Source organism: Massilia brevitalea, assembly GCF_030711405.1.
Classification (GTDB): domain Bacteria; phylum Pseudomonadota; class Gammaproteobacteria; order Burkholderiales; family Burkholderiaceae_D; genus Telluria; species Telluria brevitalea.
The window spans coordinates 181,823-205,989 of the sequence record NZ_JAULSI010000003.1 but is presented as its reverse complement, the minus strand read 5'-3'; the positions used below and the strand labels follow the sequence as shown (position 1 = coordinate 205,989).

Sequence of the window (24,167 nt, the reverse complement as noted above, 5' to 3'; positions counted from 1 at the left end):
TTTGTGGCTAGATTTGTAGCTAGCTACAATGGCATATCAACACACTGGGTGGCAGGGATGGGAAAACGAGGCAGCAATCTGCTGAGCGACATGCAGATCCGGCGCTGGATTGCAGCAGGTGATCCTATCGCAAAAACCGACGGCGGTGGACTTACATTTACGCTGTCGAAGGCGGGCACGGCCAGCTGGGTACTGCGCTATATGCTGCAGGGTCGAGCGCGTGAATTAACGCTAGGGAACTACCCTGACGTAACGCTGTCGGCCGCCAGGAAGCTCGCCGCTGAGCATCGCGTCGCTGTCGATAAGGGTCAGGATCCGGCGGCCGAGAAGCGCAAAGAGCGCCTGGCCATGCGCGGCGCTTGGCTTGTCCGTGAACTGGTGAAGGATTACATCGAGAAGGTGCTCGACCCGGGCCAGTATGCCGAACGCACGGTCTGGTACCGAAAGGACGACCTCACAACGGTAGTTCTGCCTCGACTAGGATCCATGGAGGTTCGCTCCGTCACTGCGGAAGACTTGGTTGACCTACTGGAAAAGTCAGGGCGGTCCTGGGTTATCCAGCGACGCATCCTGGCTTCGGCTTCGAAAATATTTGACCACGCGATCGGCCGGCAACTAATCCGGGTGAACCCTGCGGCAGGGATTAAGATCACTGCCCTGCTGGGTCCGCGTCCGCCTGTTCGCAAGCGCGTCATGCTGTCGGAGGAGGAATTGCGAAAGCTGCTGGCGGGCATCGACCATATCGGAACCGAGAACGCTCTCGCGCTGCGAATCATGCTCGCAACGTGTGTTCGGTCTGTGGAGTTACGAAAAGCTCGATGGGAACATATAGATTTCGATCAAGGGACTTGGTTCGTGCCCGACGAGTCAGTGAAGACCAGGGTGGGATTCCTGGTCCCGCTCACCCCAACCGTCTCAGCTTGGTTCCGACAACTTAAGGAGTTGGCGGACGGGGATGAGTGGGTTTTGCCCGCTAGACTTGCCAAAAATAAAGGCAAGCACGTCGGAGAGACGACACTATGGGAGGCTATCAACAGAGCATTCAAGCGCGAGGATCTAGATGTCCGACGCTTCACACCGCATGACACTCGCAGCACAGCAAAGGGACACATGCGCAACCTCGGTGTGTCGCGGGAGATATCGGAGATCGCCCTGAACCACACGCTGAAGGGTATGGAGGGGATTTACGATGTTCGAGAGGAGATCCCGGAACGGCGCCAGGCACTTGAGTTGTGGGCCTCGTTCCTGGCTGCCTGCGAAGAAGGTCGACCATGGAACGTGACGCCCATTCGGCGCCTAGCATGATTGGTCGGTCGCACATCAGGCTTCCGGTGGTAGCCGCGGGAACTCGTTCACGCACGGCTCGTCCTTGAGCTTTTCGCGCAGCGTGTCGAGGATCGCGCCCTGCGGCCCAGGCAGTGTGCCAAGCATGCGCTGCAGCTGGTCGGCGTACAAGGCCAAGGCGCGCAGCCGCTTCACCTCCCACAGCAGCGCACGCACGTCCGGGGACCCCGGGTTCCGCTCCTGAATCTCGACCAGCGTTTCTTTCGTCAATGGCGGCTTGAATCCCATATGGCACCAATACTGTTTTTTTATACAGTATATCAGGCGCGCCTATGCACCCTGAATGGTCGCGCACGGTAACGCGTGACACGTGCTTTTTTCAGTCGTAAGCTCGCCCCTATCATGAGGATGCGAGGGGTGCCCACATGGATAAGATGCTCGACCTTTATCAGGTCATCGCAGAACGCGAAACAGGTTTCTGGATCACGCTGCCGGTTGCGACTGGCCAGACTGTTTCTCGCGAAGAGTGGCTTCGACTGAACCAAGCAGACCCCGACCACTGCCAGATCATCGCCTTCGCGCCGGATCCAGAACTTCCATTTCAGTCTATGACCGAGGAAGTGGTGGTCGAGCAGGCCCTCGCGGTGACCTGGTCGGACGAGACGCTCCACTAACGACTGGCGACATGAAGCGATCACGGTTTCTCACTGCCAGCGCCTACGCGCGCTACAGGTCATCTGTCGCTCTCGACCGGTTCATCCATGCCGAGAATGACGAGACACGCCGTGCCGCCATTCGGTGGGCGCGCGCCTGGGCCGCATACGCAAGAATGTATGGTTCTCGACCTATGATTTACAAGAAGGAGAAATGAATGGCTAACTACTTCTCATATTCCACGCCTTCGCTCGACGCCAAAGATTATGCGCGACGCCGGATGTCGCGCGCGCAGGAAAGATGGTTTGAAGCTGAGACTAGCGAGGAGCGCCAGTTAGCGAGCCACTGGGCAGTCGCGTGGGGCGTTCTAGCGGAAGCGTACCCGAATATTTTCAGTCGCTTACGGAGGCGTTGCCGTGCGCAGGCTGAAAAATCTGATTTTTGTTAAAACTGCCAAAATCTTGCTCCTGTTGACCTAACGCGGCTAATGCCCCTAAAAGCATCATCTTCGAAGCATGTCCGGAATCATCTGAGTCAGCCGCATTTAGTAATGTAAGCAGCTTCCCCGTCAGTTCTGTAGCTAGCTTGCTAGGTATAACATCCTGAAATACACAGGCAATGTCACTGCCGGTAATCTGCATACGGTTCAGTGTTTTAGATTCCAATGTCTTCTTCATGTGACCTCCTCAGTTACGGTCGCCTCTTTCGACGGTTCAGGTCTGCGCTAGACCTTGCCGCGTCATTTTCCTTCTCAAGACGATCGAACAGATCCGATGGCCGCTCTTTTGCCAAGGCACGTTCCATCGCTGCTTTCTCATCGTCGGATGCAGGTGTTGGCCCAGCGGTTTGTGAGTTGTCAGATTTATTAGGAATTGGCATTGAATCCTCCTACTACCACAATCTGCTAGAACGCTTGCGTTGTCAACAACGGTATCAGCTGACCCGGGGTAGATTTGATCGCAATGCCCTTACTTGCGCAAAGCGGTCGCAAAAGCCAGGCTTATATATTGGTTAGCTGTCGTATGCACGCAGCGTTTACAAACACGCCACTCTATACAATCCGGCTCCCTTCGACTCCGTCCCAAGGTGCCATCCGGCTTACTCAATGCCAACAAATACCCTTTTGATTGAAAACGCCCTTTTGCCGCAGCGGACGATGAAGCTCTTGCTTGAGAGTGTTGACTGCCTAGTCCACACTACCGGTGATGCCAAAGTATCAACAGAACTTCTACGGATGACGCCGTTCAGCCTGATAGTTGTGAGTACACTCAGCAGCAACTACGATCCGATACTAATTGCTGAGCAGGCGAAAAGATTGCAGCCGTCGGCCCGCGTGCTGTTGTGGGGCGCAGTCGCCCGTACGTTGCATGGGCCGGCGGCAGCGTTTATTGACGGTCAGCTGACTATGCCTTGCACTTTGGCTCAACTGAAGTCAGTCATCCACGCGACTAGCAAGTGAAAGGCCTGACCAAAGAAAGTCCAGAAGAGGGCTTCTTCAATCGAGACGACGCGGGCAGCCAGCAATGATCACCTCGAGCTGCAGGGCGTAGCCCTCCCAGGCCGCGCCGTCGATCAACGCGGCCTGCGCGGCTGCCTTGTCGCCCGGGTAGGCGCCTGCGCCGAAGGTGGTCACCGGGCGCGCCGGCACCGCGCCGACGCAGCCGACTGTGACCGGTACCGATGCCGGGATTCCGGCCTCACGCGTTGAGGCGCAGCCGGTCAGCGCCAGCGCCAGGACGAGAGCGACCGCCCTCACCTCCAGCCCTCCCAGGCCTCGCGCATCACGCCGCTGCAATCCGGCGCCTGACTGGCGGCCACGGCGGCGGCACGGCTTCCGGTGCGTGCGATGGCGGAGGCGGCGAACTTCTCGGCCACCTGGCGGCGCTCGTCGGCAGCAGCCTTCGCATCGCCGAGGCGGGCAACCGCCGCGACCTGATCGTCAAGCTTGCGCTCGGCTGCGATGCGCCTGTCGATCTCACTGGCCAGCGCACGCTGGTGCGCACCGTCCAGGCGCCAGCCGTTAATGACCGCGCCGGCGACGACCGCGCCGGCCAGCACCAGGGCGAGCGCCATGGCGCCGGCGGCGAGCCGGTACTTCGTCAGAGTAATGTCGATCATGGGTAGGCCTTCCAGGTGAGCTGGAAATGCGGCCCGTCGACCAGCGTTTTCCAGTCGCCGCCCCACTCGATCGGCACGCCCAGCTCGGCCGCTGCCGCCTTCATGGCCTTGGCCAGCTTCGGGTAAAGCGGCCAGTCCCAGCGCACCTCGGCGCCGACCATGGCGGCCAGGTCGACCGCGCAGGACATGCCGCACTTGTTCGCGGTCGGCAGGTGGCGCGAGCGCGAGGTCTGCGAGGCGCCGGCGGCGACCAGTTGCTTTTGGCGCGCGGCGGTGCGCACGCCCTCTGTCACCATGAAGTCGACCTCGGTCAACTCGATGGCGCGCTTGACGACCTTGACCAGGTCCGGGTGAACGCCGTCCAGGCGCGAGAGCGAACGTGCGCTCAGCTGAAATTTATTGGCCGTCATGTGGTGGCTCCTTCGGTGAGGCTGGTGGAAACTTTGCATCGGCCCAGGCGCTGAACTTGGCCTCGGCCTTGAACAGCGCGCGGCTGCCCATGTGCGACGTGATGCCGACCAGGGCCGGCGCCAGGTCGGACGAGTAGCCCTGCCACTGGCAGAGCTTGAAGGTGATGATCCCCACCAGGGCCGAGGTGGCCAGCTCGCCGATGAACTCGGTGAAGTTCCACGCGCGCACGTGGCCGGCCTTCAGCTTCTGGTAGAACGAGACGAAGCCGCCGAGCAGCGACAGGCCGATCACCCAGCCCCAGGTGAGGATGCTGGCCCAGTCACTGGGATGGCCGGGAGGCTGCGGAGGTTTTTCGATCATTGGGTGCCTTTTCGGTGGGCGTTAAAAAGCCCGCGTTTGCGGGCTGGTTGGTGGAACTTGCGGCGGCCGTCGCGTTCGTACGATCGGCCCTTTCGGGTAGTCGGGCATATGGAGGTCGATCGGGCGGACGCGCTTCATCACGGCCGGGTCGAACAGGCGCAGGCCGCCGGCCAGCAGGATCGCGAACGTCAGATCGCTGCACCACCACTTGCTGTCGTCAGTCCAGTCCTCCGAGTAGGTCAGCGGGATGCCGACGGCGCCGGCGAAGTCGTAGCCCTTCCCCACCTGGGCCTCGGCGAAGGCGCGCGCTGCGTCGATGTCAGGCACCGCCACCTGCATGTCGCGGTAGACGACGATTCCCTTCATTAGCTGGTCGACCGTGCCGGCGCGGCAGCCGTGCGTCATCGAGGCCTCGTAGGCGCGGTCGCCAATGATCGTGATCGAGTGGCTGAACTGGCGCGAGCCAGCGACGACGCCGACCGCCAGGCTGATCGGGTTATACGGCCAGCGGCTGGTGAGCCGGACCGTGACAATTCCAGGACGTGGATGCATCAGATCTCCTCGATCTCAAGGGTGGTGGAATAAGCGCCTGCGAACTGGTAGGCGATGTCGGAATCTTTCGTGCGCCGGCCGTACACCATAAAGTCCCGCTCGAGTGCCAGATCGGGATGCTCGGGGAACACGTTCATCAGAATTGGATGGGCCCTGCTGTTGCGCACCAAGTCGAGGAACCGCGCGCGGTCCTCCTCTGGCATTGCGCGCAGGTCGACCGGCACCTTCCGACTGATCGTGCCAGGATCGGCCAGCTGATCGCCCGCGGCGCTGCGCGAGACCTCCGTGCGGTCGATGACCGAGACCGACGTTCCCGAGGCGTTGTAGCGCGGCGACCATACCGGGCCCGCCACCATGCACGCGGCCTCGATGTAGCCCTGCAGGTTGTCCGGATCAGCGATGTCGACCGCCAGGCCAGTGGCGTCCATCTGCTGCGGCAGCCAGTGTCGCGCATAGGCGCCGCCGCCATACGCATACGCGCTCGCAGCCTGGGCTGCGGTAAATCCTTCCAGCTCGACGGCCGGCGCCGGGCACGCCAGCACCCAGCCGCTGTCGTAGTCGTAGCTCTGCCACGCGTCCATGTACCCGAGCGGACGCTGGCCCTGCACGGTGCCGACGGAGGGGTAGTAGCTGTCCATCTTTGGACCCGGGCGCAGCATTGCCCCCCAGGTGTGAAAGCCGGTCGTGCCGTCGCCGATGACCGAGCCTTCCGAGCCGCCGGAGAATGGCGCCCAGTCCGTAACCGGTACAAGCGCGTAGGCGTATGGCTTGCACACGTAGACGCCGCTGACCCCGTCGCCGGCATAGGATGGCGCCGAGTTGGCGCTCGAGTTGCTCACGCGAATCTGCCACGTCGTGGCGCCAGACCGGTCCGGCGTGAGCTCGCAGCGCAGCTTCCAGAAGCCGCCGCCCATGTCCTCCGTCGAGAATACGCACTCCGTTCCGCTGTCCTGCGCAGTGATCGCGCCAGTCGCCAGGTTGACCACTGCCGAGCGATGGGCTGCCAGGCCTGTCCCAGCTGTCAGCAGCATCGCGCCGTAGCGCGTGGCGCCTGAACCGAGGGCTTTGAGCGTCTGCTCCAGCACCACGGTGCGGCCGGCCTCGCAATAGACGGTGGCGCTGGTGTAGTGGCCGCTAACGCCTGTACCTTCTACAAGCTTGTCCACCGGCCAGTTTTCGTACGGGGATGCTACACCTGCGGCACGTTCGGTCGCCACGCTAGTGTTGGCCCAGCCGTTCTTGCTAATTTCATTGTGCTGCGACGCGAACAGCCGGAAGCGCGGGACCGTGGCGCCGGTCCTGGTGCTCCAGTTTTCGATGAATAGTCGGTACCAGCCGCCGCCGGCCGGAGTGACTTTAAATTTGCAGTCCTGGCCAATCCCGTTGCTCATCCGGGTCATTCGGCCATCTTCGAAGTTGACCTCGACGGTCGCTCCGCTGCCGTCCTTCGCGGTGAGGTTGAAGCACGCGCGCATGAGCGTGTCGCGCTTGAAGAAGACGGCGCCGGAATACGTCGTGTCGTCGGCCAGACCGGTGATTGAGTAGTCCAGGTAGTGCGAAGTCGCGGTCGTAGTCGGGACGACCTGGTCCGCGGTGTTCGTGCCATTCGGAGCAGCTGTCACGTTCGCATTCACGGTTGTTACCGCAGCGCGCGCCCATGCGCCGGCTGAAATATGCATCTCCTCGCTTCGGGTCACGAGGTTTGTTACCGGCTGCTCGGTCGATACGCGCACGCGCTGCCTCGCCGTTGGCGACCAGTTGCAGAACGGGAGCGCCACGCATCCGATGCGCACTGGTGCTGCCCAGGCGGCTTTGTAAGTGCCGCTGGTGCCGATGAATCGGTGCAGCGATGACTTCACGGCGGCCGCCAGGCTGGCCACGGCCAGATTGCCAGCCGTGCTTGAAGCGGTGAATGATGCTGCCTGGCGCAGCGCGTTCTTGGTGACGATTCTCAGGTTGGGCATGTTATTCCGTGGTGGTGGTATTGATCTGCAGGGCGAGCGTCCGCATGTCGGCTTGCATATCGGCAACGATTGCGCCGATCTCGCCGACCGTCTCCGCGTAGCGCGCGTCTTCCTTGTTCGCCAGACGCAGGTCGCGGATCGTGTCGAGGATTTCGTACCAGCTGTCGGCCGTAGCCAGGATGTCGTCGCAGGCTTGGCGGTTGGTCCAACCCTCGCGCCATTTCGCCACCGCCCAGCCCCGTACGCCGCGCGGCGCCAGCGCCTCCTCGCTCTCCGGGTAGCCAGCAGCGCGCCAGGCGCGAGCTTGGGGTTCGACGCGCCGGTACTCTTCGGTCTGGGTCGTCATGCGGTTGATGACGGCCAGGCGCAGGGCCTCGCCAGCGGCGTCGATGGCGTCGATTGCCTCGGCTCGCTCGTCCTCGAGAACGGCGTGGTCTTCCCACTCGACAGCGCCGTCGCGCCAGTACGCAGATTCAGTGTCGCGGCGCCCTTCCCTCGTGAATTCCTCGCCATGCGGCACCAAGCGCGTGCCTAGCAGCGGGCTGGCCTGCGGCTTTATAGGCCCATCGTCCGGGTCTTCATGCCACATCACGCCAAGCACGAGGCTGTCGGTGTCGCGCACCATCAACAGCGGTTTCATCATGGCTCTACCCCTGATCCAAACTGAACAACAATTTCGCAATTCGACGTTGCGGTGAGACCTGAATTGAGGTCCTTCAGCGTCAGGGCCAGATAGCCATAGAGCCAGCTGTTGGAGGCGTTAGCTTTGATAACGGCGTCCTGCGCTGCAGGGCTGGATATCATGGCCAGCTGCGAACTTGGCCCTGATGCACTGAACGACCAGGAATAGGCGTAACTGCCGGAGCCGCTGGTGATGGTTTTTGGTGCACTAAACTGGATAGTCGAACCGTTGACTTGCTGCGTGATCCGCACATTGCTCAAGGTGACGCTGAACGGTGATGCCAATTTTGGCCGGTTGATGACCAGGTCGAACCCGTCCCATATGATCCCGGCCCCTCCCGTTTCGCCGATGTCAAGCTTCGGCGTATTGTTGTGGTCGCCGATCCAGATGCCCTTGCCAGCCCCATAGCCCGGCTTGCCTTGGCGTAGCGCGCCGCCGGCCCCCAGCTCGACGTTGCCGAGGTAGGCAATAATCGCAGCCAGTCTGTCGACGTCGATGTTGTCAGCCTTGATGCCGCCCTTGACAACGAGCGCACTGTCGATCATCTCCTCGAGTAGTAGCGCAGTGACCCCCATCATTGTGTTGCTGGAGCCGCCACCATTTAAATAAACGCCGACGCGGCATGTTTTGGCGTTGGCGGGAATTTTTTTCGCGGCCGATTTGACGCCGAATACGCCATCGCGGTATGGACGCCAATCGCCGACAGCCGGTCTAAAACTAGTCGCATGGCCCGAAAAATTTGCATCCCCCCAGCCGGTGTTCGTAATTCGATTGCCCGCGCCATCGTAAAAATTCACGAGTAAAGTGCAATTCCGGTCGTTCCCACCATCGGCGTAGACGCTTGCGCTCAGCAGATAGGTTTTTGTGCTGTCGATCGGGATCAACTCGTTCGCCAGAGTGAACGCCTGCATGCCGGGAAATGCGCCGAGGTAGGTCGGCGCCGGCGCAGCGCCACCTGCGCTACCAACGGCGGCATTCGTCGGGCTCCACGAGCCGGCGTAATCGGTGAAGTTTGGGTCTTTATTCAGCCCCCCAGATGGACCGACCGAAATGTGGCTCGCCAGAACAGCGCCGACGGAGAGATGCTTGGCCTTGATGATCTCAGCCGCGAGAGCGGTTGTCAGGATCGAATCCGGCGCAATCAGCTTGCCGTTGATGACCACGCCATTCTCGACCCAGACCGACCCAGTCCACCTCTTCTCCATGACATAGGTGCTGCTACTGATCGTGACGACATCGTTCAGCACTGGAGTGCTGCCCGGGCATGCCGCCTGCGCCACGACATCGGACCAGGTGGAGCCGGTCGCATAGTAGTGGCCGGCACCGCGCGCACCGGCTGTGCCCACGCCGTCGGCGCCGCGGAATCGAGACCACACATAGTCGCCCGGCGTCGTCGACTCGGTGGCGGTCGTTTTATTGACCGCAATGCCGATGTAGAGCGTGCTGTCGGTCGGGACGTCGTACGGGCTCGCGCCATTGGCGCTGTTGCTGTATTTGATCCAGGTGTACAGCTGCTGGCCGTCCGCGCCCTTCCCGCCAGGGACGCCCTGATCTCCCTTCTCGCCCCTGATCAGCGACCAAGTGTAATCACTGGGCGTCGTCGATTCGGTAGCCGACGATTTGTTATGCGCCAGGCCGATATACAGCTTCCCGGCCGGATCATCGGACAGGCCGGCGCCGGCCGCCGTGTCGGCGTATTTGATCCACGTGTAAGTGGTCGGGCCCGGGACGCCCTGATCGCCGCGGAACTTCGACCAAGCGTAATCGGTTTTCGTCGTGCTTTCGGTAGCGGTGCTCTTGTTCGTCGCGATGCCAATGTACAGCGTCGAGGCGGTCGGAACATCGTAGAGGCCAGTGCCGTCGGCATTGTCCGAATACTTGATCCAAGTGTAGAGCGTCGCGCCGTCAGCGCCTTTGCCGCCTGGCTGCCCGTCGGTCCCCTTGATGAGCGCCCAGGTGTAGTCACCCGGCGTCGTCGACTCGGTGGCGGTCGCCTTGTTGTAGGCGAAGCCGATGTAGGCCTTCCCGCTCGGGTCATCAGACAGTCCGGCGCCGGCAGCCGTGTCGGCGTATTTAATCCAGGTGTACGTCGTGGCGCCTGCCACACCCTGCTCGCCCTTGAAGCGCGACCAGACGTAATCGGTCTTCGTGGTACTTTCGGTGGCGGTCGTGCGATTGACGGCAATGCCGATGTACAAGGTGTTAGCGTTGGGAGTGTCGTACAGGCCGGTCCCATCCGCCTGGTCGGCGTACTTGATCCAGGTGTAATAGGTAATGCCGTCGGCGCCCTTCGCCCCCGGCAGGCCGTCACCACCTTTCATCAGCGCCCAGGTGTAGTCGCCTGGGGTGGTCGATTCGGTCGCGGTCGACTTATTGTGCGCTAGGCCGATGTAGGCCTTGCCGGCCGGGTCATCCGAGAGTCCGGCACCCGCTGCTGTGTCCGCGTACTTGATCCACGTGTAGACAGGCTGTCCAGCCGCACCCGCGGCGCCATCGCGCAGCACAGGGATGACGCAAGATCGCTCGAATTTATCGCCATTGCTCATCACGGTCGCGGTCACGATCGCGGTCTGGCCACCGTAGGTGACGTCGACCGTGCGGCTGGCTGCATTCGACAGCGTGGCGCCGACCGCGCTGAACGTGACGGCATCGTCCAGGCCGAACAGTTCGGCCGTGACGGTGACTACACTCAGGTCGGCCTGGCCGGCTGCGGTCACGTGGAAACCGGGCGCACTGGTCAACAGGTTGATCCAGGCATTTTTCGGATTGACGATCCGCACCGTGGCGGCCTGCAGGATTGCGTCACGATCGTTCAGTACTGCGCTCATACGAGAAACCCTACCTTGACGCGCCCGGTGTTCCAGTCGGGCGCCAATGAAATAACGATGCCGGAGACGCCGGCGGCCATGCCGAAGCGCGGGCTGTAGACGGTCACCGCCTGGCCCAGCTCAAGCGTCAGCAGCTCGGGCACGCCGTCGAACTCGTACGTGGTGCGCGGCACCTTCCACAGGTCCAGGCGCCGCTGCGCTTCTGCATCCGCGTCGGCGCGGGTCAGTAGCATCGTGTCGATCTGGACCGGCTCGGCGTTCAGGCGGTAGGTGGCCAGCGTCGCCGCGTCGGTCTTGGTGGTGGTCAGCCACTCCTCAGTGAAGAGCGCCTTATGCGACTCGGGCAGGTTGGCCAGCGTGCCGGCATCCTGCACTGTCCAGTTCTTGGCGAAGCCCAGCTTCACGGCACCGACGACTTCGGTACGGCCAGCGGGCTGTAGCGTGCTCGTGCCTTGCGTTTCGACCATGTGCTCCGGCCGGATCACGAACGGCGTGCCGGTGCCGGGCAGCGCGACCTGAATCAGCCGCATCAGGCCCAGGCGCGACATCACCAGCTGCGCTCCGAGGCTGCCCAGCAGCATCTGGCATGCGGCCAGCACGTTAAGCCGGTCGGTGGAGTACAGTCCCATCGGCTGTGGGTGAGCCGCGTCGAAGGCGGCGATGTTCGCCAGGTCGAGATCAGCATCGGTGAAGCGGTCGGCTGCCTTGCCGTATCGGGTGGCCAGGCGCCGGGACATCGTGGCCGCCGTGTCGCAGTAGCCAACGGTGTTGTCGCCTTTGACGGACAACGTCACGGCGCCGGCCGGCGTCGATTCCAGCGTCACGGTGCCAGCGGCCGCGTTCGACGTCATCGCCACCGGTGCGCCGTTGTCGCGCGCCTCGTTGGCGATTACCCCTTCCGCCGATGCGCAGTGGTAGCCGTACGTCAGCGTCGCCGGGTTGATTGGCAGCGGCGTGATGTTCGACACCTGGCCGATTGCGAACGGAAGGAGCGCGTCCTTCTGCTCAGTCTCGCCGCCCAGCTTCGCCTCGGTGATGGCCGTGTTCAGGCGCTGCAGCTTGTCGCGCAGCTTCAGGAGCAGCGCGCTGTCGCCGCTCGGCGCAATGTCGGCCACGATGCCGTTGAAGATCATCCGGAAGTCAGCGCGCGGCCAGCGGATGTCGCCGATGTACGCGCGGATCTCGCGGTTCTTCCACACGTAGCCGGCGCCGGCCCAGGCATCGCGCACGCCGGCGGTGTTGTCGATCTCCAGGTCACCAGTCGAAAGCGCGCCGTCACCTTCGAGCGACAGCCGCTCAGTGAACAACGTGTCCACGGTGGCGATCGGGAGGTATTGCGTGTTGGCCGGACTGTCGGCCGGCGACGTGGTGTACGACCTGGTCGCCATGTAGACCATGGTTTCCACGCCATTCACTCGCGCCGCCGCCTCGATCAGGACGCAACGATACGCGGCCGAGCTTTGCAGCCAGGCCAGGAATTGAGCATCGTTCATTCAGGAAGAACCCTCACTTCAGTTGTGGCAGCGGCTTTCACCGCGCCAGAGATCTTGTCCGATGAGGACGCCGCAGAACCTTGCACAGCTCGGATGAGATCACCCGTCTGCTGCCGCTGCTCTGCCCTGAGCATTGCGTTTTCCGAAGACAACGTTTTAACTGCCGCTACCAGTGCTTCGGTATTGGCAGTGCCGTATGAGCTGTAGGGGATCGCCACTGGAGGCGGCGCCACAACTGCGGTCAGCGGCATGGTGTTTTTGCCCATGACCGTGTGCAGTTGCAGAATCGCCTCGCGGACCGACAGCACCGATTTTTCGACGTCAATCAGGCCCTTCACCGAAAGCTTGAGCGCTTCCAGTTGAGCCTTGCCGACGTCGACCTGGGCGCTGGCCCAGCGCTCCGCCTCCGCCGTTGATGCCTGGGCGAAGTCGAAGTCCGCGCGGTACTGGCTGCTGCTGGCGTAGACCGCCCGGGACGCAGTCAGGAACGCATTGAACGCGCCCTGGTACTGCGACTGAGCAGCCTCATCACCACCGCGCGCCGCCGCCAGCACAGCTTCGTACTGGGCCTTCGCCTCCGCATACTTCTGCTGGGGCGTTAGCGGCGACAGGCCGCCAAGCAGCGCGTTATCGCGCAAGTTCTTCAGACTCGCTGCGAAAGACGACATGCGGTTAATCGTGGAGTCGATCGCGTCGGTCTCGGCTTTGTAGGCGTCGGCCAGTGCGGACTTGGCATCGGCCAGCGACATAGTAGTGTCCTCGATTTCTGGGTACACCTTGGCGAACGCCTCCTGCAAAGCCATCAGCGCCACATACTGCTGACGCTGGGCTTCACTGGTCAGGTCGAGTCCGAGAACATACTGCTTAAACGCCTCCCGCGAACGCAGGTCCGACTTGCCCAGCACTGCCAGCTGCTCGGCGACATATTTCTGTACCGGCGCTAAGCGCTCAGCCTCGGTCAGGAAGTTCTCAGCGAAACCAGCGGTCTTGCTTGCCAGCTCGTCAATCCCTCCAGCCAGGTCGATCAAGCCTTCTCGGGCTTTGATGCTTGACAGCCCGGTCGCACCGAACGTCATGCCGATGCTGGCCAAAACCGCGTCCAGGTTGGCGTAGTTCGACGCCACGCGCACCAACGATTCCAGTGCTCCTTCGCCGACCTTCTGCAATTGCGTCAGGCCGTCAACCGACCAGCGCGCCATGTCGTCGCCGACCTTTGAGAACGCCGCCTCCAGCTGCTTCTGGATCTCGTCAGCCTTTAGATCCTTAGTGCTGATCTTTCCGATATCGACCACAAAGCTGTTGAGGCGCAACGTGAAAGCATCGCCGCCCAGGCCCAGCAACTTGCCAGCCTCGCCCACGGCATCTGCCATGTTTTTGATGATCTGCGAAAACTGTTGGTTCGTTTCATTGCTCAGGTCTGTGAACGCCGTCTTGTATTTGTCGCTATGGAAAATCCCCCCGTCTTTCTTCGTGTCGACATATCCCTGCGCGCTGAGTTGACCTGCCTGCACACCGCCGACGGTGGTGGCGCGCGCCGTCAGGCCGCCATCGATAGCCGTCACCTTGCCGCCAAACACAGCGTTCCCAATTTTGTACAACGTATTGCCCCACCAGTTGCCACCAACAAGAAGCCTGTTGATCCCGCCGATAATGCCCTCATTCGAGAACTGGGACACCGCACCCCTCTGCCCACTAGGCAAAGCGCCGCTGCGCGTCAACAGCCCGCCGAGGCCTGAGAGCGAGCTTTCGATGGCACGCAGCGAGCGCAGCATGCTGGCCGTGTAGTTCAACTCGATATTCGAGTTAGCGGCCGAGCGTTCGATCGCCTTTGCAATTGACTCCGACTTCGCCGTAGCGTCGCCGAGCACCGAGCCGGTGCCGGTTGCTTTTTGACGGTCGACAGCGGTAGTGTCTTTTCCGCCGATGCCACCGATGGCAACACCCAACCCAGTTACGATTGCAGCCATCGCGGCCATACGGGCGAATGCACTGTACGAATCACCATTGCCCTGATTGAGCACCGCTGAAATACCCTTTGGCACCAGCTCGGCAAGCGTCGCGGCCAGCTCAGCCGCGTGGAACACCTGAGATGCGGCCTGGAGCGCCTTGTAGCCGCGGCTCTGCTCGCCGAAGAATCCGGCTGCGGCGCTCGCCATGGCACCGTAGCCGGCCAAGCGATTTTTCGCGCTCTCTTGGTTGAGCTTGTCGACATACTCCAGGTGCTTGACCTCATCGATCTTCCCATTCCTGAGCAGCAGGTCGGCGTTGCCGCGTTCCTCCGCGATCTTCGCCTGACGCTTGCCGAACGCATCCAGGGCGCCGGTCATCTTCGTGATCGAGTCGCCTGCGGTGCCAAATGCCTCGCGCAGCGCCTCGCCAAACGTCTGCGCCCGCGCTGGGTCAAGGAACTCTTTCAAGCTGTCCTTGGCCTTCTTGTTCGCGTCCGCAATTCCGTCGCTCACGGCGCCCTGCTGCTTGAGCATAGCCAGCTTGCGCAACTCTCCGGCCTGCTCACGGTAGAGCGCCGCCGTAATGCTGCCGGCCTCCACCGCCTCCAGCTGTGCCGCGGTTTCTTCTTTCAGGGTGGCGATCCCGAGCATGCGCTCTGCCTGGAGTGCAGCCACAGCCTCCTTGCTCAGGCCGATTTCTTCGTTCGCCAGCTGCTGGGCCTTCACCTGGTCCTGCAGGCCGATGAGCTCGGCACTCGCAGCCTTGACGCCCTGCATGTACAGGTCTTGACTGGCCTGCGCGCGATTCCGCTGTACGGTGGCCAGATCAATCTCAAGCTGCCTCTCTCGATTGATGCGCTCCTCGCTGATTTTAGCGATTTGCCCCTCAAGATCGATCTGCTCGCGGCGGCTGTTAATCTTTTGGCGTGTGAGCGCAAGCTGCTCTTGCAGACCGCGTTTCTCGCCGTCCAGATCGGCCAGGTCAACAGCCGCAACGCGTCGAAGCGCCTCATCTTCCGTGATCTCACCGGCATCGCGCTGCGCCTGAATCTGTGCAAGCGCACGTTGGCTGAGAGCATCTTCCAGCTCACCGCGCTTTCGAAGCGACGTGATACTTGCGTCAACGCCGGTCACGAAAACATCGTTGTACTTACGGCGGATGACGGACAAGCGCTTCTGTATTTCCTCTTCCGTCAGGCCAAGATCACTCCCTTCCTTTTTTGCTGCCTTTAAATCTCTTTCCAGCAGCTCCTGACGAGTTAGGAGAATGTTCTGCTCGTTGATCCAGTTCTTCCGGAGCTCCTCTGCCTTCAAGTTCTTCTCTTGGGCTTGTCCCGCCTGTTTCTCGCCTGCGATCTGACCCTGAAGCTCAGCCCGACGACCTTCTAGCGCGGCGATGTCTCTTCGGAGCTGCGCTGCAATCTCGGAGCCGCCATCCCCGCCTGCCTCTCGTTGAGCGAGCCCTGTCTGCTTGAACGACAGGATGTTGTTGATGCGCCTGAGCTCATCGCCCGGCGTTTCTTTCCGGCCGATGTCGAGAATCGAATCCCAGCCCTTCTTCGCCCAGGAAGAGATATCCATCCAGCCACGGCGGAGGGTCCCCATATTGTCGAGGACTTTCTTGCTGCGCTTCTCAAACTCATCGGCATATGTGCTCTGTGCCAGCGCCGCAGCTTCGGTCTGGCGACCTTCTTCCTGCAGGGCTTTCACCTGCGCGTAGGTCGCCGCTGAAACGAAGTGATACTTCTCGCCCAGCTTCTGGAGCGCATCCAGTGGTGTACGCCGTAGATCAGCAAACTCGGCCGCCGTATCCTGAACCGACTTGCCGAGGACGCGCTCCACCTCCACGGCCACGCCCGCAAACTGCTGCAAACGAGATGCCGAGGCGGCGCTCATATCTACCAGCGCCTGAAGCGCCTCGGCCGCCGCTCCCTGTGTGTTCTTTGAAACGTCGCCGATGCCACGAGCTGCGTCCATCAGCTGGTTCACAGACGTGCCTGCTACGTTGCCGCTGAGAGCGATTGCGCGACCGAACGATACGGCCTCGTGAGCCCCCTCACTGTACGCGTACGCAACGCCGCCGACTGCGGCGGCAGTGAGCGTTAAGGGAGTGATCATGCCCAGCACTGCCCCGCCGAGCGCTTTAGCTGCGCCGCCAACACTGCCGAACATATCGCGAAGCTGACCACCTTGCTGCAGGAAGACCGTCAGCGGCGCCTGCCCGCCTTGAAGGCTGACGACGATGTCGGTGATCTGGGCGGGAACGCCGCGCAGCGCCGCGTTCATCTGAGCCGCCGACATACCGCCGTTGCGAAGCGATTGTTCGGACGCGCGCAACTGGTCGATGAATGGCTGCGCGCGGTTGGTCACGCCCATCTGGGCGGCCTGAAGCTCGAGCAGTTCAAGGCGGGTTTTGCCGATAGCCTGTGCCTGTTGCTCCAAGCTTCGAATAAATGAATCCTTGCCGGCCTGCACCTGCTCCGCCTCGCGCTGTGCCTGGGCCGTTGCTTTGGCTGCTGCAGCCACCTGCTCCTGCGCCACGCGCATTGCATGCAACTGCGCGATCAGCGGGTCTGCTGAAGTGGTCAGGCCCAGTTGGGCCGCGCGATAACGTTGCACCTCCTCGGTGGACAGGCCAAAGAGCGCGATCTGCTCGCGCAGGCCTGCGATGAAACTGTCCTTTCCAGCTTGGGCCTGCAGTGCCTCGCGCTGTGCCTGGTCGGCGGCGCGCGCTGCAGCCGCAACCTGCTCTTGCGCCGTCCGCATCGCGTGCAGTTGTGCGATCAGCGGCTCGGCCACGGCCGTCAGGCCAAGTTGGGCGGCATGGTGCCGCTGCACCTCCTCGGTCGAGCGACCATACAAGGCGATCTGCTCACGCAACCCCTCCAGAAACGTGTCGCGACGCGACTGCGCCTGGGCGGCGTCCTGCTGCGCCTGTGCGGCGGCGCGCGCGCTGGCGGCAACCTGGTCCTGGGTTTGCTGCAGGGTGCGAAGCTGGGCGATCAGCGGGTCCGCCGCACTGGCGGCGCCAGCCTGCGCAGCGCGGTAGCGCAGCACTTCCTCGGTGGATTTGCCAAACAGAGCGATCTGTTCGCGCAGACCAGCCAAGAAGTTGTCGCGCGCACTCTGTGCCTGGGCGCTGTCGCGCTGCGCCTGTGCGGTCTGGCGCGCGGCAGCAGCAGCCTGTTCGTGGGCTTCACGCAGCGAGCGCAGTTGGGCGATCAGCGGCGCGGCCTCAGTCGCGGCGCCAGCCTGCGCCGCACGGTATTCGAGGATGCCTTCGGTCGACTTGCCAAACAGCGCGATCTGCTCACGCAGGCCGTCCAGGAACGATGTTTTGTTCGCCTCGGCCTGAGCCGCTTCGCGCTGGGCCGCCGCTTGGGCACGCGCAGCAGCCTCGGATTGCTCGTGCGCGGCCTTCATGTTCTGCAGCTGCAGGATCAACATCGACGATTCCTGCGCGGCGCCAGCCTGAGCAGCGCGGTAGCGCTGAACTTCCTCAGCCGACTTGCCGAACAGCGCGATCTGCTCGCGCAGGCCGGCCAGGAAGGATTCCTTCGATGCCTGGGCCTGGGCGAGTTCACGCGCGGCAGCGGCCTGAGCCTGGGTCGCCTGCGTGGCTTGCGTTTGGGCCGCCTCCACCGCGCGCAGTTGGTTCAAATACGGGGTGAGCGAGGCAGGATCGACGCCACGATTGCGAGCCATCGACTCGTAGTAGGCTGCCGTGGTGCGGCCGCCAGCCTCCATGGCCATGGTCGTGCGCTGGATCGACGCAATGATATTGCGCTGCGAGTTTTCCACCGCGCGCGCCGCGGCTGAGGATCGCTCTCCGGTTTGCGTAATCGCCTGGCCGGCGCGGTTGGCCGCGTTTACGGCCGGGCGCAAGCCTGCTTCCACGCCCGAGGCATCTGCCACCACTCGAATTGTTGCGTTGTTGACGATATCGGTCATGGCGTGGCCCAAATAAAAAGCCACCCGAAGGTGGCTGCGCTGCATCGTGCTGGCTTTGTGCCAACTATTCGTCGCGGCTGTTCATGATGTTGAGGGCGGCGAACTCCATCACCTGGACGTCCGACTCGATCTCGTCGTACTGCACCGAGTCCAGCCCCATGCGGTCCATCTTCCGATGCAGGACGGCGTAGTCCAGGCCGATCAGGCCCATGCCGCCGGCGCGCCACTGCGTGCGCATGTAGGCGAACAGCGCATAGGCGTCCCAGTGTTCCGGCCAGATCTCGACCACCTCGTCGTCGAAGTCATCGAGCGTCAGGCCCGCAAGCTCCATCTGGGCCAGGTCCTTTTTTGTCGGACCTGGCGTGTACATCGCCTCGGCGATTAGACGGAGTTTCCCAGGCGGCCTTCGTTGATCGCGGCGCGGTAGTCGGACTTGATCGCCTCGGCCATCGCTGGCAGCGTGTCCACCAGCTCGGCCACGCCGTCCTTGTCGAAGTCGGCGTCCAGGTTCCAGCCCTTGACGATCTTCAGAATGTAATCGACGTTGATGGCCGACTGACGCTTCACGATTTCGGTCTGGGTCATCGAGAATTCCGGGATTGCCTCGCCGGTTTCCTTGGCCTTGGCCACGGCGGCATTGAAGCGCTCGATCTCGGCGTTCGCCTCGTTCTTCAGCTTGGCCTGCAGTTCGTCGGTGAGCTCGGCCAGCTCGGTGCGGCTGCGGTAGACATAGTCGACTTCCATGCAGCCCAGCGCGCCATCCAGCATGGTGCACTGGACTTCCTTCTTGAAATTCTGCGGACGTTTGCCCAGGACGATCTTGGTAGCTTTTGCCATGATTTTTATCTTTCAGATGAGGTAGAGCAGAAGAAAAAGACCGCGAGGAATGACCTCGCGGCGTAAAAGCTGGCGCCGACCGTTCGGCACCGGCTGGCAAACTGGATTAGTAGCGGACGACCTTGTTCTGCAGCGAGAAGGTGGCCTTCACGGCCATCACGCTGCCCTTGGCCAGGGTGGGCGACTCGTTGAACGAGCAGTAGCCGGCATACAGCAGCACGGCACCACCTGGCAGGATGCCGCGCAGGCAGGTCAGCTTTACGCCGTCCGACACGGCTTTCAGTGCGGTATGGTGCGCGGCGCCCTTCTCGTCGGCAATCGTCAGCGCTACGCTGGTCGCCGAAAAACCGTCCGGCAGGTTGACCGGCATGTCGGTGTCGAGCAGCGGCACTTCGACGAACTTGCCTTCGCCGCCGGAAACTTCCGCGGCGGTCACGCCGACAATCGGCACCCAGGTGGTGATCTTGCGTACGCTGCCAATGCCGGCGCCGGCTGGGAACAGGGTGACGTCGGTGGTGTCCAGGCCTTCGAGGGTAAAGTTGGAGGCGGTAGCCGCCTTCAGACGGAACACGCGGCCGTTGGCCTTGCTCCAGCCGCCGGTGTACTCGACGTAGTCGCCAGCAGCGAAGGTGTTGGTTGCGGTGCACACCGCCTCTGCGGCGTTACTCGCTGCGGTGATGGTCACAGCAGCGGCGAAAACGCTCGCCAGGGCGAACGCGATGTTGTTTGGCAGTTGCATTGTTGGGCCTTTCAGGTAAAGAGCCCGGAAGCCGGGCGAAGAAAAGGCCGCCCGGATTGCTCGGGGCGGCCTGGAAGGGGTAATGCTGGATCAGAGGAAGAGTTGGAACTCCTGCATGGCGCCCCGGTACTCCGTCAGTTCATCGTACGTGTCACCGGCGCTGGTCAGCGCCTCCGTCTGCAGCGCCGTCTCCGCGCGCAGGGCGCTCTCGACGTGCGCCGCCACCTCGAATGCCTCGATGGAGGTGGCGGACCACATGTTGATCTGCACTCGGACGAAGCGCTTCGTCGGCGTCTCGCCGGTGACGAAGTTGATGGGCGGGCCGCCGATCACCTGGAACGTGATGTAGGGGGTGGGCGTGTCTGGCTCGGCGATCCCGGGGAACACCCGGCCGCCGGCCAGCTCGCCCAGCACCGAAAAGATCTTCTCATGTGGTGTCATGTCGAATTCCTCGCCAGTTGTTCGGCCAGCGTGCGCGTCATCAGGTCGACGGCGTCGTGCTTTCTGCTCTCATACGCGGGTCGCATGAACGGATACGCGCGGACCCTGGCATTGCCGTATTCGAGCTCGGCCGCGCGGCGATGCGCTGCCCAGCCGACCTTGCGGCCGGTCTTCGCGCTGATGTTCTTGTTCCTCGGCACGAACCTGTGTCCGTTTTCGACCCAGCGCCAGTAGTAGGCGCCGTCCCTGGCTGAGCTGCCGTTACGCACCGTAACCAGGTAGACCTGTACCTTGCCGCCGTCCGACTCCTCCTCAATTCGCTTTACGATGATGCTGTCGTACAGCAGGCCGGTCTCCTTGTTCGACAGCGCATTCTGTTTTGCTTGATCGCGGAATAGGTCGGCGCCTGCATAGCCAACAGTGCGCAGCGTGGATTCGTCGATCGAATTGGTGACCTGCTCGGCGGTCTGCCGCACGGTCTCGATGAGGTCGGAAGTATCGAAGTGGATCATTTCACGCTCTCGCAGACCAGATCCATGAAGCGACGGTCGGTATTGCGCAGCGGCGGCGCCTTGATGGCGTAGGTCCGACCGCTGTGCACGACTCGCATCGTCTCGTCGATGTCAGGCCGGTACCAGGTGCGGATCGACGCGCGCAGCACCGAAACCTCGGCGTCGGCGCGCAGCGTTTCCAGCCCGCGCAGGTGGCGGACATCGCCCCGCATACCCGGCTCGACTGGCACCCACGCCTGTCCCGGTTTTCGTTGTCCAGCAGCGTCGCGCTCTTGCGACGGCTTGAAAAAAGTCAGGTAGTCGTTGAACATCAGTACACCACCTCCCCGTCCAGCAAGCGCACCGCACTGGCGGCCATCGATGCGGACAGCTGGCCGAACTGCTCGGCCACGCGGCGCAGGATGAAGCCTTTGATCGAGTCCGGCACGCTGGTGTGATCCGGGCCGTAGCCGGCCACGTACTGCACCTCGACGGCGTTGATTCGCGCCGCGGTTGCCGGCCAGGCCTTGCCCGGCGCCGGCACGATGTAGGCTGGCTCGCTTTCAGCGTCGACCTGGTAATCCTGCGGGTCGAGCGTCTGCTGCTGGTCGGCTTGGTCGATGAACTTCACGTGCGCCACCGAGATCAACCGCGGGCGCGGAAGCTTGATGGCACCATCGAAGCGGTCGAGCGTGAGCCGCAAGGTCTGCTCGATGAACGCTCGCTGCGTTTCGAACTCCGCTTCCGCCGTGGCCGTCTTGACAGCCTGCTCGACCTCGGCGTCCAGGCCCGCGCCGTTCGCGCGCGCTGCCGTAATAGCGGCGTCGAGAGAAACCGCCAGCTGCGCCGGCGGCGTGATCACTTTCGGGGTCATCGGTAATTTTCCTGTGTTGCTGGTGGCCGGCCGCCGGCGGAAGCCTGGGCAGGGCGTGACTGGTGGCCGCCCTGCGCCGGGCGGGCCTGATATTCATTGCGCCGCGGCGTGTAGCCGGCGCCGGCCGGCGCGCGGGCATACTGGATGCCGACAGTCAGATCGCCAGCGCCTGATGCTGATGCGCGCGCCAGACCACCCAGCGCAATCGCGGTCGTCAGCGCCGCCGTTCCGCTCGAGCGCGCCGCGCCGGCACCAGCCAGGCTGATCGACGTCGACAGCCAGCCGGCCACGCTCGCGCGGACTAGTGCCGCACCGGACAACGCCACGCCAGCGCCGGCCATGTAGCCCGAGACTTCGACGAAACACGAGGCCGCGCCGGACAGCGCGATAACTGTGGACAACTCGCCAGCCGCCGACGCGCGCGCCGTGACGGCGCCAGCCAGCGCGGCGCCATCGCCAGCCAGCTGCCCGGAAGCGAGTGCGCGCATCGCGGCAGTGCCGGCAAGAGAGATCGCCGTCGAGAGCGAGCCGGTCGCGGCCGAGCCCGCGATCACGAAGCCGGATAGTGTTGCGGCATCAGTGGACAGCACGCCGGCGGCCGTAGCACGTGCAGCTACAGCACCCGTCAACGGTATCTCGGTGGACAAGACGCCTGCAGCGACGGTGCGGGTCGAAGCGACGCCGCCCAGCTCGATCCCTGTCGACAGCGCGCCGCTGGCCGAGGATCGCGCGGCACCGACGCCGGCCAGCGACAGCGACGTAGCGAGCGCGCCCGATGTCGACGTGCGAATTACCGCGGCGCCACCGAGGCGAACAGCGGTCGATAGCGCACCGGCAGCAGTGACGGAAACCTGCGCGCCGCCGGCCAGTAGCAACTCCGGCACGACCGGCGCTCCCGTCTTGAGGAACATCGGACGGCCAGGCTCAGCGAAAACTTGATACGGGTCGGCGGAAATCCGCGCGATTTCTTCATCCGACAGCGCTCGGTCCCACACAAGCAGCATGTAGGTTTCTTGCTCCGGACCTGTGCTTAGCACGCCGAAGTGCGACAGGTTGATGGTCGACCCTGTGAAATTCCCGACTGCAGGGTCTTTCACGCCGTTGACGAACAGAGCCTGTTCGACGTTGCGAATGTGACGACCGACGACAACTGCGACCTCGCGCGTTGGGGAAACCGGTATCGATCCCCCAATAACCCGCGTTGCGTTGATGTAGATGGTCATCTGGTACCGGGCTTCGGTACCAGTTCCTGAGCGAATGCTGAGGCCGACAGCGCCGGCGTTTTGCGCCATCGTCGCCAGGTATGCGCCAGCACTCGTGCTCGACGACGGTCGCGCCACAGCAAGAATGGTGACATCCGAGGTGGTCATGGCCGCCCGGCCAGTCACCACTTGGTTGATGGAGCCGCCTAACGTGTCGTTGCGCCGAACTCCGAATCCGAACTTCGGATCGAACACCATGCGAGGCGTGCCGCCAAAACGCGCTCCGGCGGCGGCCGCCGCCCCGAAATATCTACCAGTGCTCGCCAGGTAACCGCCGAACAGTCCATCGGTCAAATGGTTTGTGCGGTCGATCACGACCTCCCGAACCGGCTGACGGGAAGCGCGGCGCGGAAGAGTGAGCATCGACATTAGGGAGCGGCCTTATTCGAGCGCGGGGTGACCTTCAGTACCCAGCCTGCTTGCACTGCCTGGCCGGTGCCGTTGTTGTGGATGTAATACTCTGCCTTGCGCGGCAGGTCGCGTACGAACCCGAGCGGCGTCAGCACCAGCGTTTGCGCGCCGGTGCGGTTGTCCACCTGAAACGCGCCGATGAAGACGTTCGGGCGCGTGGCGTCGGGAGCGTCGGTATCCGTGTCACCGTCGACGTCCATCGGCCGCGCGTAAAGCGAAAGCAGCGACATGTCGGTCGGCGTGGTCGAATAGTTGACCGTCAGCACAAACTCGGCATCCGGAAACCCGGCGCCATCGGCCTCGATGCCGTAGAGGGCCGAAGCCGCGGCGAGCGCATTATTTGCGATTAAAATGCCCGCCGACTCGAGTACCTTCGTCGCGCCGTAGACGACAGTGTTTTCTCCGCTCACAGGGTCATCCGTCCTTCCGCGTTGTTAAGAGCATCCGACACGACATTGAAGTCGATCGGGTCCGGGACCACGCCCACCTGCAGGAGCTTATCGATCTCGGCCGCGTAGTTGGGCAGTTTCGACCGCAGCGCAATGAGCGATGCGCGCGCGGCCGGCACGCTCAGGTCCAAGACGCCACGCCGGACCGGGGCCATGCCCCAATGAACGTCGCGGTCGACCTGGCCCAGCTCCACGACAGCATCCAGGAACAGGCCTCCACGGGGATCCATGACGGCGACAACCGTGCCCTCACCAATTTGCGTCGCGCCGTATGCTGTCCGTCCGACGGACAGGATCGCCGCGATCTCGACGTCGTTGCGGGCGCACACCAGCGGCTCGAGCACAACCAGCTCGGCCGGGGTGAGCGCGCGGCCGGCCACGACAGCCAGCGCATCAATCTGGTTTTGGTTCAGCATG

General features: G+C 62.9%; 25 protein-coding genes. 3 read left to right on the top strand and 22 right to left on the bottom strand.

Annotated elements, in window-relative coordinates; translation table 11 throughout:
• Positions 1–57: 57 nt before the first annotated feature.
• Positions 58–1,305 (top strand): tyrosine-type recombinase/integrase, encoded by a 1,248-nt coding sequence (locus QWL29_RS03065; RefSeq protein WP_305821413.1) that lies wholly within the window; start codon positions 58–60, stop codon positions 1,303–1,305.
• A gap of 15 nt (positions 1,306–1,320) precedes the next feature.
• On the opposite strand, the gene QWL29_RS03060 is transcribed toward QWL29_RS03065, so the two are convergent.
• Entirely contained in the window at positions 1,321–1,572 is a 252-nt protein-coding gene (locus QWL29_RS03060) for a hypothetical protein (RefSeq protein WP_305821412.1), read from the bottom strand.
• A 137-nt stretch (positions 1,573–1,709) separates the two neighbouring features.
• On the opposite strand from QWL29_RS03060, the gene QWL29_RS03055 reads away from it, so the two are divergent.
• Positions 1,710–1,958 (top strand): hypothetical protein, encoded by a 249-nt coding sequence (locus QWL29_RS03055; RefSeq protein ID WP_305821411.1) that lies wholly within the window; start codon positions 1,710–1,712, stop codon positions 1,956–1,958.
• 372 nt (positions 1,959–2,330) lie between these two features.
• Here the strand turns inward: QWL29_RS03055 and QWL29_RS03050 are convergent, their stop codons facing one another.
• Positions 2,331–2,615, bottom strand: coding sequence for a hypothetical protein (locus tag QWL29_RS03050; protein ID WP_305821410.1), 285 nt, complete (start codon positions 2,613–2,615; stop codon positions 2,331–2,333).
• Positions 2,616–3,043: 428 nt separating this feature from the next.
• Here QWL29_RS03050 and QWL29_RS03045 point away from each other — a divergent pair, with 428 nt between their 5' ends.
• Positions 3,044–3,397 (top strand): hypothetical protein, encoded by a 354-nt coding sequence (locus QWL29_RS03045; protein WP_305821409.1) that lies wholly within the window; start codon positions 3,044–3,046, stop codon positions 3,395–3,397.
• 36 nt (positions 3,398–3,433) lie between these two features.
• Here the strand turns inward: QWL29_RS03045 and QWL29_RS03040 are convergent, their stop codons facing one another.
• The 20 genes from QWL29_RS03040 to QWL29_RS02945 form a co-directional block, all read right to left on the bottom strand.
• Complete coding sequence (locus QWL29_RS03040; RefSeq protein WP_305821408.1) at positions 3,434–3,571, bottom strand: hypothetical protein; 138 nt, start codon at positions 3,569–3,571, stop codon at positions 3,434–3,436.
• A 119-nt stretch (positions 3,572–3,690) separates the two neighbouring features.
• Entirely contained in the window at positions 3,691–4,056 is a 366-nt protein-coding gene (locus tag QWL29_RS03035) for a hypothetical protein (RefSeq protein WP_305821407.1), read from the bottom strand.
• A complete protein-coding gene (locus QWL29_RS03030; RefSeq protein WP_305821406.1) occupies positions 4,053–4,466 on the bottom strand; it encodes a M15 family metallopeptidase in 414 nt (137 codons plus the stop codon). Before QWL29_RS03030 ends, QWL29_RS03035 begins: the two co-directional genes overlap by 4 nt.
• Complete coding sequence (locus tag QWL29_RS03025; protein WP_305821405.1) at positions 4,453–4,827, bottom strand: phage holin family protein; 375 nt, start codon at positions 4,825–4,827, stop codon at positions 4,453–4,455. The genes QWL29_RS03030 and QWL29_RS03025 overlap by 14 nt, the downstream gene beginning before the upstream one ends.
• A gap of 21 nt (positions 4,828–4,848) precedes the next feature.
• Complete coding sequence (locus tag QWL29_RS03020) at positions 4,849–5,379, bottom strand: C40 family peptidase (protein WP_305821404.1); 531 nt, start codon at positions 5,377–5,379, stop codon at positions 4,849–4,851.
• A complete protein-coding gene (locus QWL29_RS03015) occupies positions 5,379–7,343 on the bottom strand; it encodes a phage head spike fiber domain-containing protein (protein WP_305821403.1) in 1,965 nt (654 codons plus the stop codon). The genes QWL29_RS03020 and QWL29_RS03015 overlap by 1 nt, the downstream gene beginning before the upstream one ends.
• Before the next feature lies 1 nt (position 7,344).
• Positions 7,345–7,986: a hypothetical protein gene (locus tag QWL29_RS03010; protein ID WP_305821402.1), complete on the bottom strand. Its 642-nt coding sequence runs from the start codon at positions 7,984–7,986 to the stop codon at positions 7,345–7,347.
• Positions 7,983–10,853 carry a hypothetical protein gene (locus QWL29_RS03005; RefSeq protein ID WP_305821401.1) on the bottom strand — a complete coding sequence of 957 codons (2,871 nt, stop codon included), beginning with the start codon at positions 10,851–10,853 and terminating at the stop codon, positions 7,983–7,985. Before QWL29_RS03005 ends, QWL29_RS03010 begins: the two co-directional genes overlap by 4 nt.
• Complete coding sequence (locus QWL29_RS03000) at positions 10,850–12,346, bottom strand: hypothetical protein (RefSeq protein WP_305821400.1); 1,497 nt, start codon at positions 12,344–12,346, stop codon at positions 10,850–10,852. Before QWL29_RS03000 ends, QWL29_RS03005 begins: the two co-directional genes overlap by 4 nt.
• On the bottom strand, positions 12,343–18,246 hold the full coding sequence (locus tag QWL29_RS02995) for a phage tail length tape measure family protein (RefSeq protein ID WP_305821399.1): 5,904 nt from the start codon (positions 18,244–18,246) through the stop codon (positions 12,343–12,345). Before QWL29_RS02995 ends, QWL29_RS03000 begins: the two co-directional genes overlap by 4 nt.
• Positions 18,247–18,310: 64 nt before the next feature.
• Positions 18,311–18,616 (bottom strand): DUF1799 domain-containing protein, encoded by a 306-nt coding sequence (locus tag QWL29_RS02990; RefSeq protein ID WP_305821398.1) that lies wholly within the window; start codon positions 18,614–18,616, stop codon positions 18,311–18,313.
• Between the two features lie 11 nt (positions 18,617–18,627).
• Entirely contained in the window at positions 18,628–19,083 is a 456-nt protein-coding gene (locus QWL29_RS02985; RefSeq protein ID WP_305821397.1) for a phage tail assembly chaperone, read from the bottom strand.
• A 106-nt stretch (positions 19,084–19,189) separates the two neighbouring features.
• Positions 19,190–19,822, bottom strand: a complete 633-nt coding sequence (locus QWL29_RS02980; protein ID WP_305821396.1) for a phage tail tube protein — start codon at positions 19,820–19,822, stop codon at positions 19,190–19,192.
• 90 nt (positions 19,823–19,912) lie between these two features.
• Complete coding sequence (locus QWL29_RS02975; protein WP_305821395.1) at positions 19,913–20,263, bottom strand: DUF3168 domain-containing protein; 351 nt, start codon at positions 20,261–20,263, stop codon at positions 19,913–19,915.
• Positions 20,260–20,775, bottom strand: a complete 516-nt coding sequence (locus QWL29_RS02970) for an HK97-gp10 family putative phage morphogenesis protein (protein WP_305821394.1) — start codon at positions 20,773–20,775, stop codon at positions 20,260–20,262. The genes QWL29_RS02975 and QWL29_RS02970 overlap by 4 nt, the downstream gene beginning before the upstream one ends.
• Positions 20,772–21,086, bottom strand: coding sequence for a phage head closure protein (locus tag QWL29_RS02965; RefSeq protein WP_305821393.1), 315 nt, complete (start codon positions 21,084–21,086; stop codon positions 20,772–20,774). Before QWL29_RS02965 ends, QWL29_RS02970 begins: the two co-directional genes overlap by 4 nt.
• Positions 21,086–21,628, bottom strand: coding sequence for a head-tail connector protein (locus tag QWL29_RS02960; RefSeq protein ID WP_305821392.1), 543 nt, complete (start codon positions 21,626–21,628; stop codon positions 21,086–21,088). Before QWL29_RS02960 ends, QWL29_RS02965 begins: the two co-directional genes overlap by 1 nt.
• Entirely contained in the window at positions 21,625–23,259 is a 1,635-nt protein-coding gene (locus QWL29_RS02955) for a hypothetical protein (RefSeq protein ID WP_305821391.1), read from the bottom strand. Before QWL29_RS02955 ends, QWL29_RS02960 begins: the two co-directional genes overlap by 4 nt.
• The gene (locus QWL29_RS02950; RefSeq protein ID WP_305821390.1) at positions 23,259–23,711 is read right to left on the bottom strand and encodes a hypothetical protein; all 453 of its coding nucleotides are present in this window, start codon (positions 23,709–23,711) and stop codon (positions 23,259–23,261) included. Before QWL29_RS02950 ends, QWL29_RS02955 begins: the two co-directional genes overlap by 1 nt.
• Positions 23,708–24,166 (bottom strand): hypothetical protein, encoded by a 459-nt coding sequence (locus QWL29_RS02945; RefSeq protein WP_305821389.1) that lies wholly within the window; start codon positions 24,164–24,166, stop codon positions 23,708–23,710. The genes QWL29_RS02950 and QWL29_RS02945 overlap by 4 nt, the downstream gene beginning before the upstream one ends.
• Position 24,167: the final 1 nt, after the last annotated feature.

Bases quoted from the DNA above. Each gene is read 5' to 3' on its own strand.
- QWL29_RS02995 (WP_305821399.1), bottom strand. From the start codon at position 18,246: ATGACCGATATCGTCAACAACGCAACAATTCGAGTGGTGGCAGATGCC.
- QWL29_RS02990 (WP_305821398.1), bottom strand. From the start codon at position 18,616: ATGTACACGCCAGGTCCGACAAAAAAGGACCTGGCCCAGATGGAGCTT.
- QWL29_RS02955 (WP_305821391.1), bottom strand. From the start codon at position 23,259: ATGTCGATGCTCACTCTTCCGCGCCGCGCTTCCCGTCAGCCGGTTCGG.
- QWL29_RS03020 (WP_305821404.1), bottom strand. From the start codon at position 5,379: ATGCATCCACGTCCTGGAATTGTCACGGTCCGGCTCACCAGCCGCTGG.
- QWL29_RS03055 (WP_305821411.1), top strand. From the start codon at position 1,710: ATGGATAAGATGCTCGACCTTTATCAGGTCATCGCAGAACGCGAAACA.
- QWL29_RS02975 (WP_305821395.1), bottom strand. From the start codon at position 20,263: ATGACACCACATGAGAAGATCTTTTCGGTGCTGGGCGAGCTGGCCGGC.
- QWL29_RS03025 (WP_305821405.1), bottom strand. From the start codon at position 4,827: ATGATCGAAAAACCTCCGCAGCCTCCCGGCCATCCCAGTGACTGGGCC.
- QWL29_RS02985 (WP_305821397.1), bottom strand. From the start codon at position 19,083: ATGGCAAAAGCTACCAAGATCGTCCTGGGCAAACGTCCGCAGAATTTC.
- QWL29_RS03065 (WP_305821413.1), top strand. From the start codon at position 58: ATGGGAAAACGAGGCAGCAATCTGCTGAGCGACATGCAGATCCGGCGC.
- QWL29_RS02945 (WP_305821389.1), bottom strand. From the start codon at position 24,166: ATGCTGAACCAAAACCAGATTGATGCGCTGGCTGTCGTGGCCGGCCGC.
- QWL29_RS02965 (WP_305821393.1), bottom strand. From the start codon at position 21,086: ATGTTCAACGACTACCTGACTTTTTTCAAGCCGTCGCAAGAGCGCGAC.
- QWL29_RS03030 (WP_305821406.1), bottom strand. From the start codon at position 4,466: ATGACGGCCAATAAATTTCAGCTGAGCGCACGTTCGCTCTCGCGCCTG.
- QWL29_RS03045 (WP_305821409.1), top strand. From the start codon at position 3,044: ATGCCAACAAATACCCTTTTGATTGAAAACGCCCTTTTGCCGCAGCGG.
- QWL29_RS03000 (WP_305821400.1), bottom strand. From the start codon at position 12,346: ATGAACGATGCTCAATTCCTGGCCTGGCTGCAAAGCTCGGCCGCGTAT.
- QWL29_RS02980 (WP_305821396.1), bottom strand. From the start codon at position 19,822: ATGCAACTGCCAAACAACATCGCGTTCGCCCTGGCGAGCGTTTTCGCC.
- QWL29_RS03050 (WP_305821410.1), bottom strand. From the start codon at position 2,615: ATGAAGAAGACATTGGAATCTAAAACACTGAACCGTATGCAGATTACC.
- QWL29_RS03015 (WP_305821403.1), bottom strand. From the start codon at position 7,343: ATGCCCAACCTGAGAATCGTCACCAAGAACGCGCTGCGCCAGGCAGCA.
- QWL29_RS03005 (WP_305821401.1), bottom strand. From the start codon at position 10,853: ATGAGCGCAGTACTGAACGATCGTGACGCAATCCTGCAGGCCGCCACG.
- QWL29_RS02970 (WP_305821394.1), bottom strand. From the start codon at position 20,775: ATGATCCACTTCGATACTTCCGACCTCATCGAGACCGTGCGGCAGACC.
- QWL29_RS02960 (WP_305821392.1), bottom strand. From the start codon at position 21,628: ATGACCCCGAAAGTGATCACGCCGCCGGCGCAGCTGGCGGTTTCTCTC.
- QWL29_RS03035 (WP_305821407.1), bottom strand. From the start codon at position 4,056: ATGATCGACATTACTCTGACGAAGTACCGGCTCGCCGCCGGCGCCATG.
- QWL29_RS03060 (WP_305821412.1), bottom strand. From the start codon at position 1,572: ATGGGATTCAAGCCGCCATTGACGAAAGAAACGCTGGTCGAGATTCAG.
- QWL29_RS03010 (WP_305821402.1), bottom strand. From the start codon at position 7,986: ATGATGAAACCGCTGTTGATGGTGCGCGACACCGACAGCCTCGTGCTT.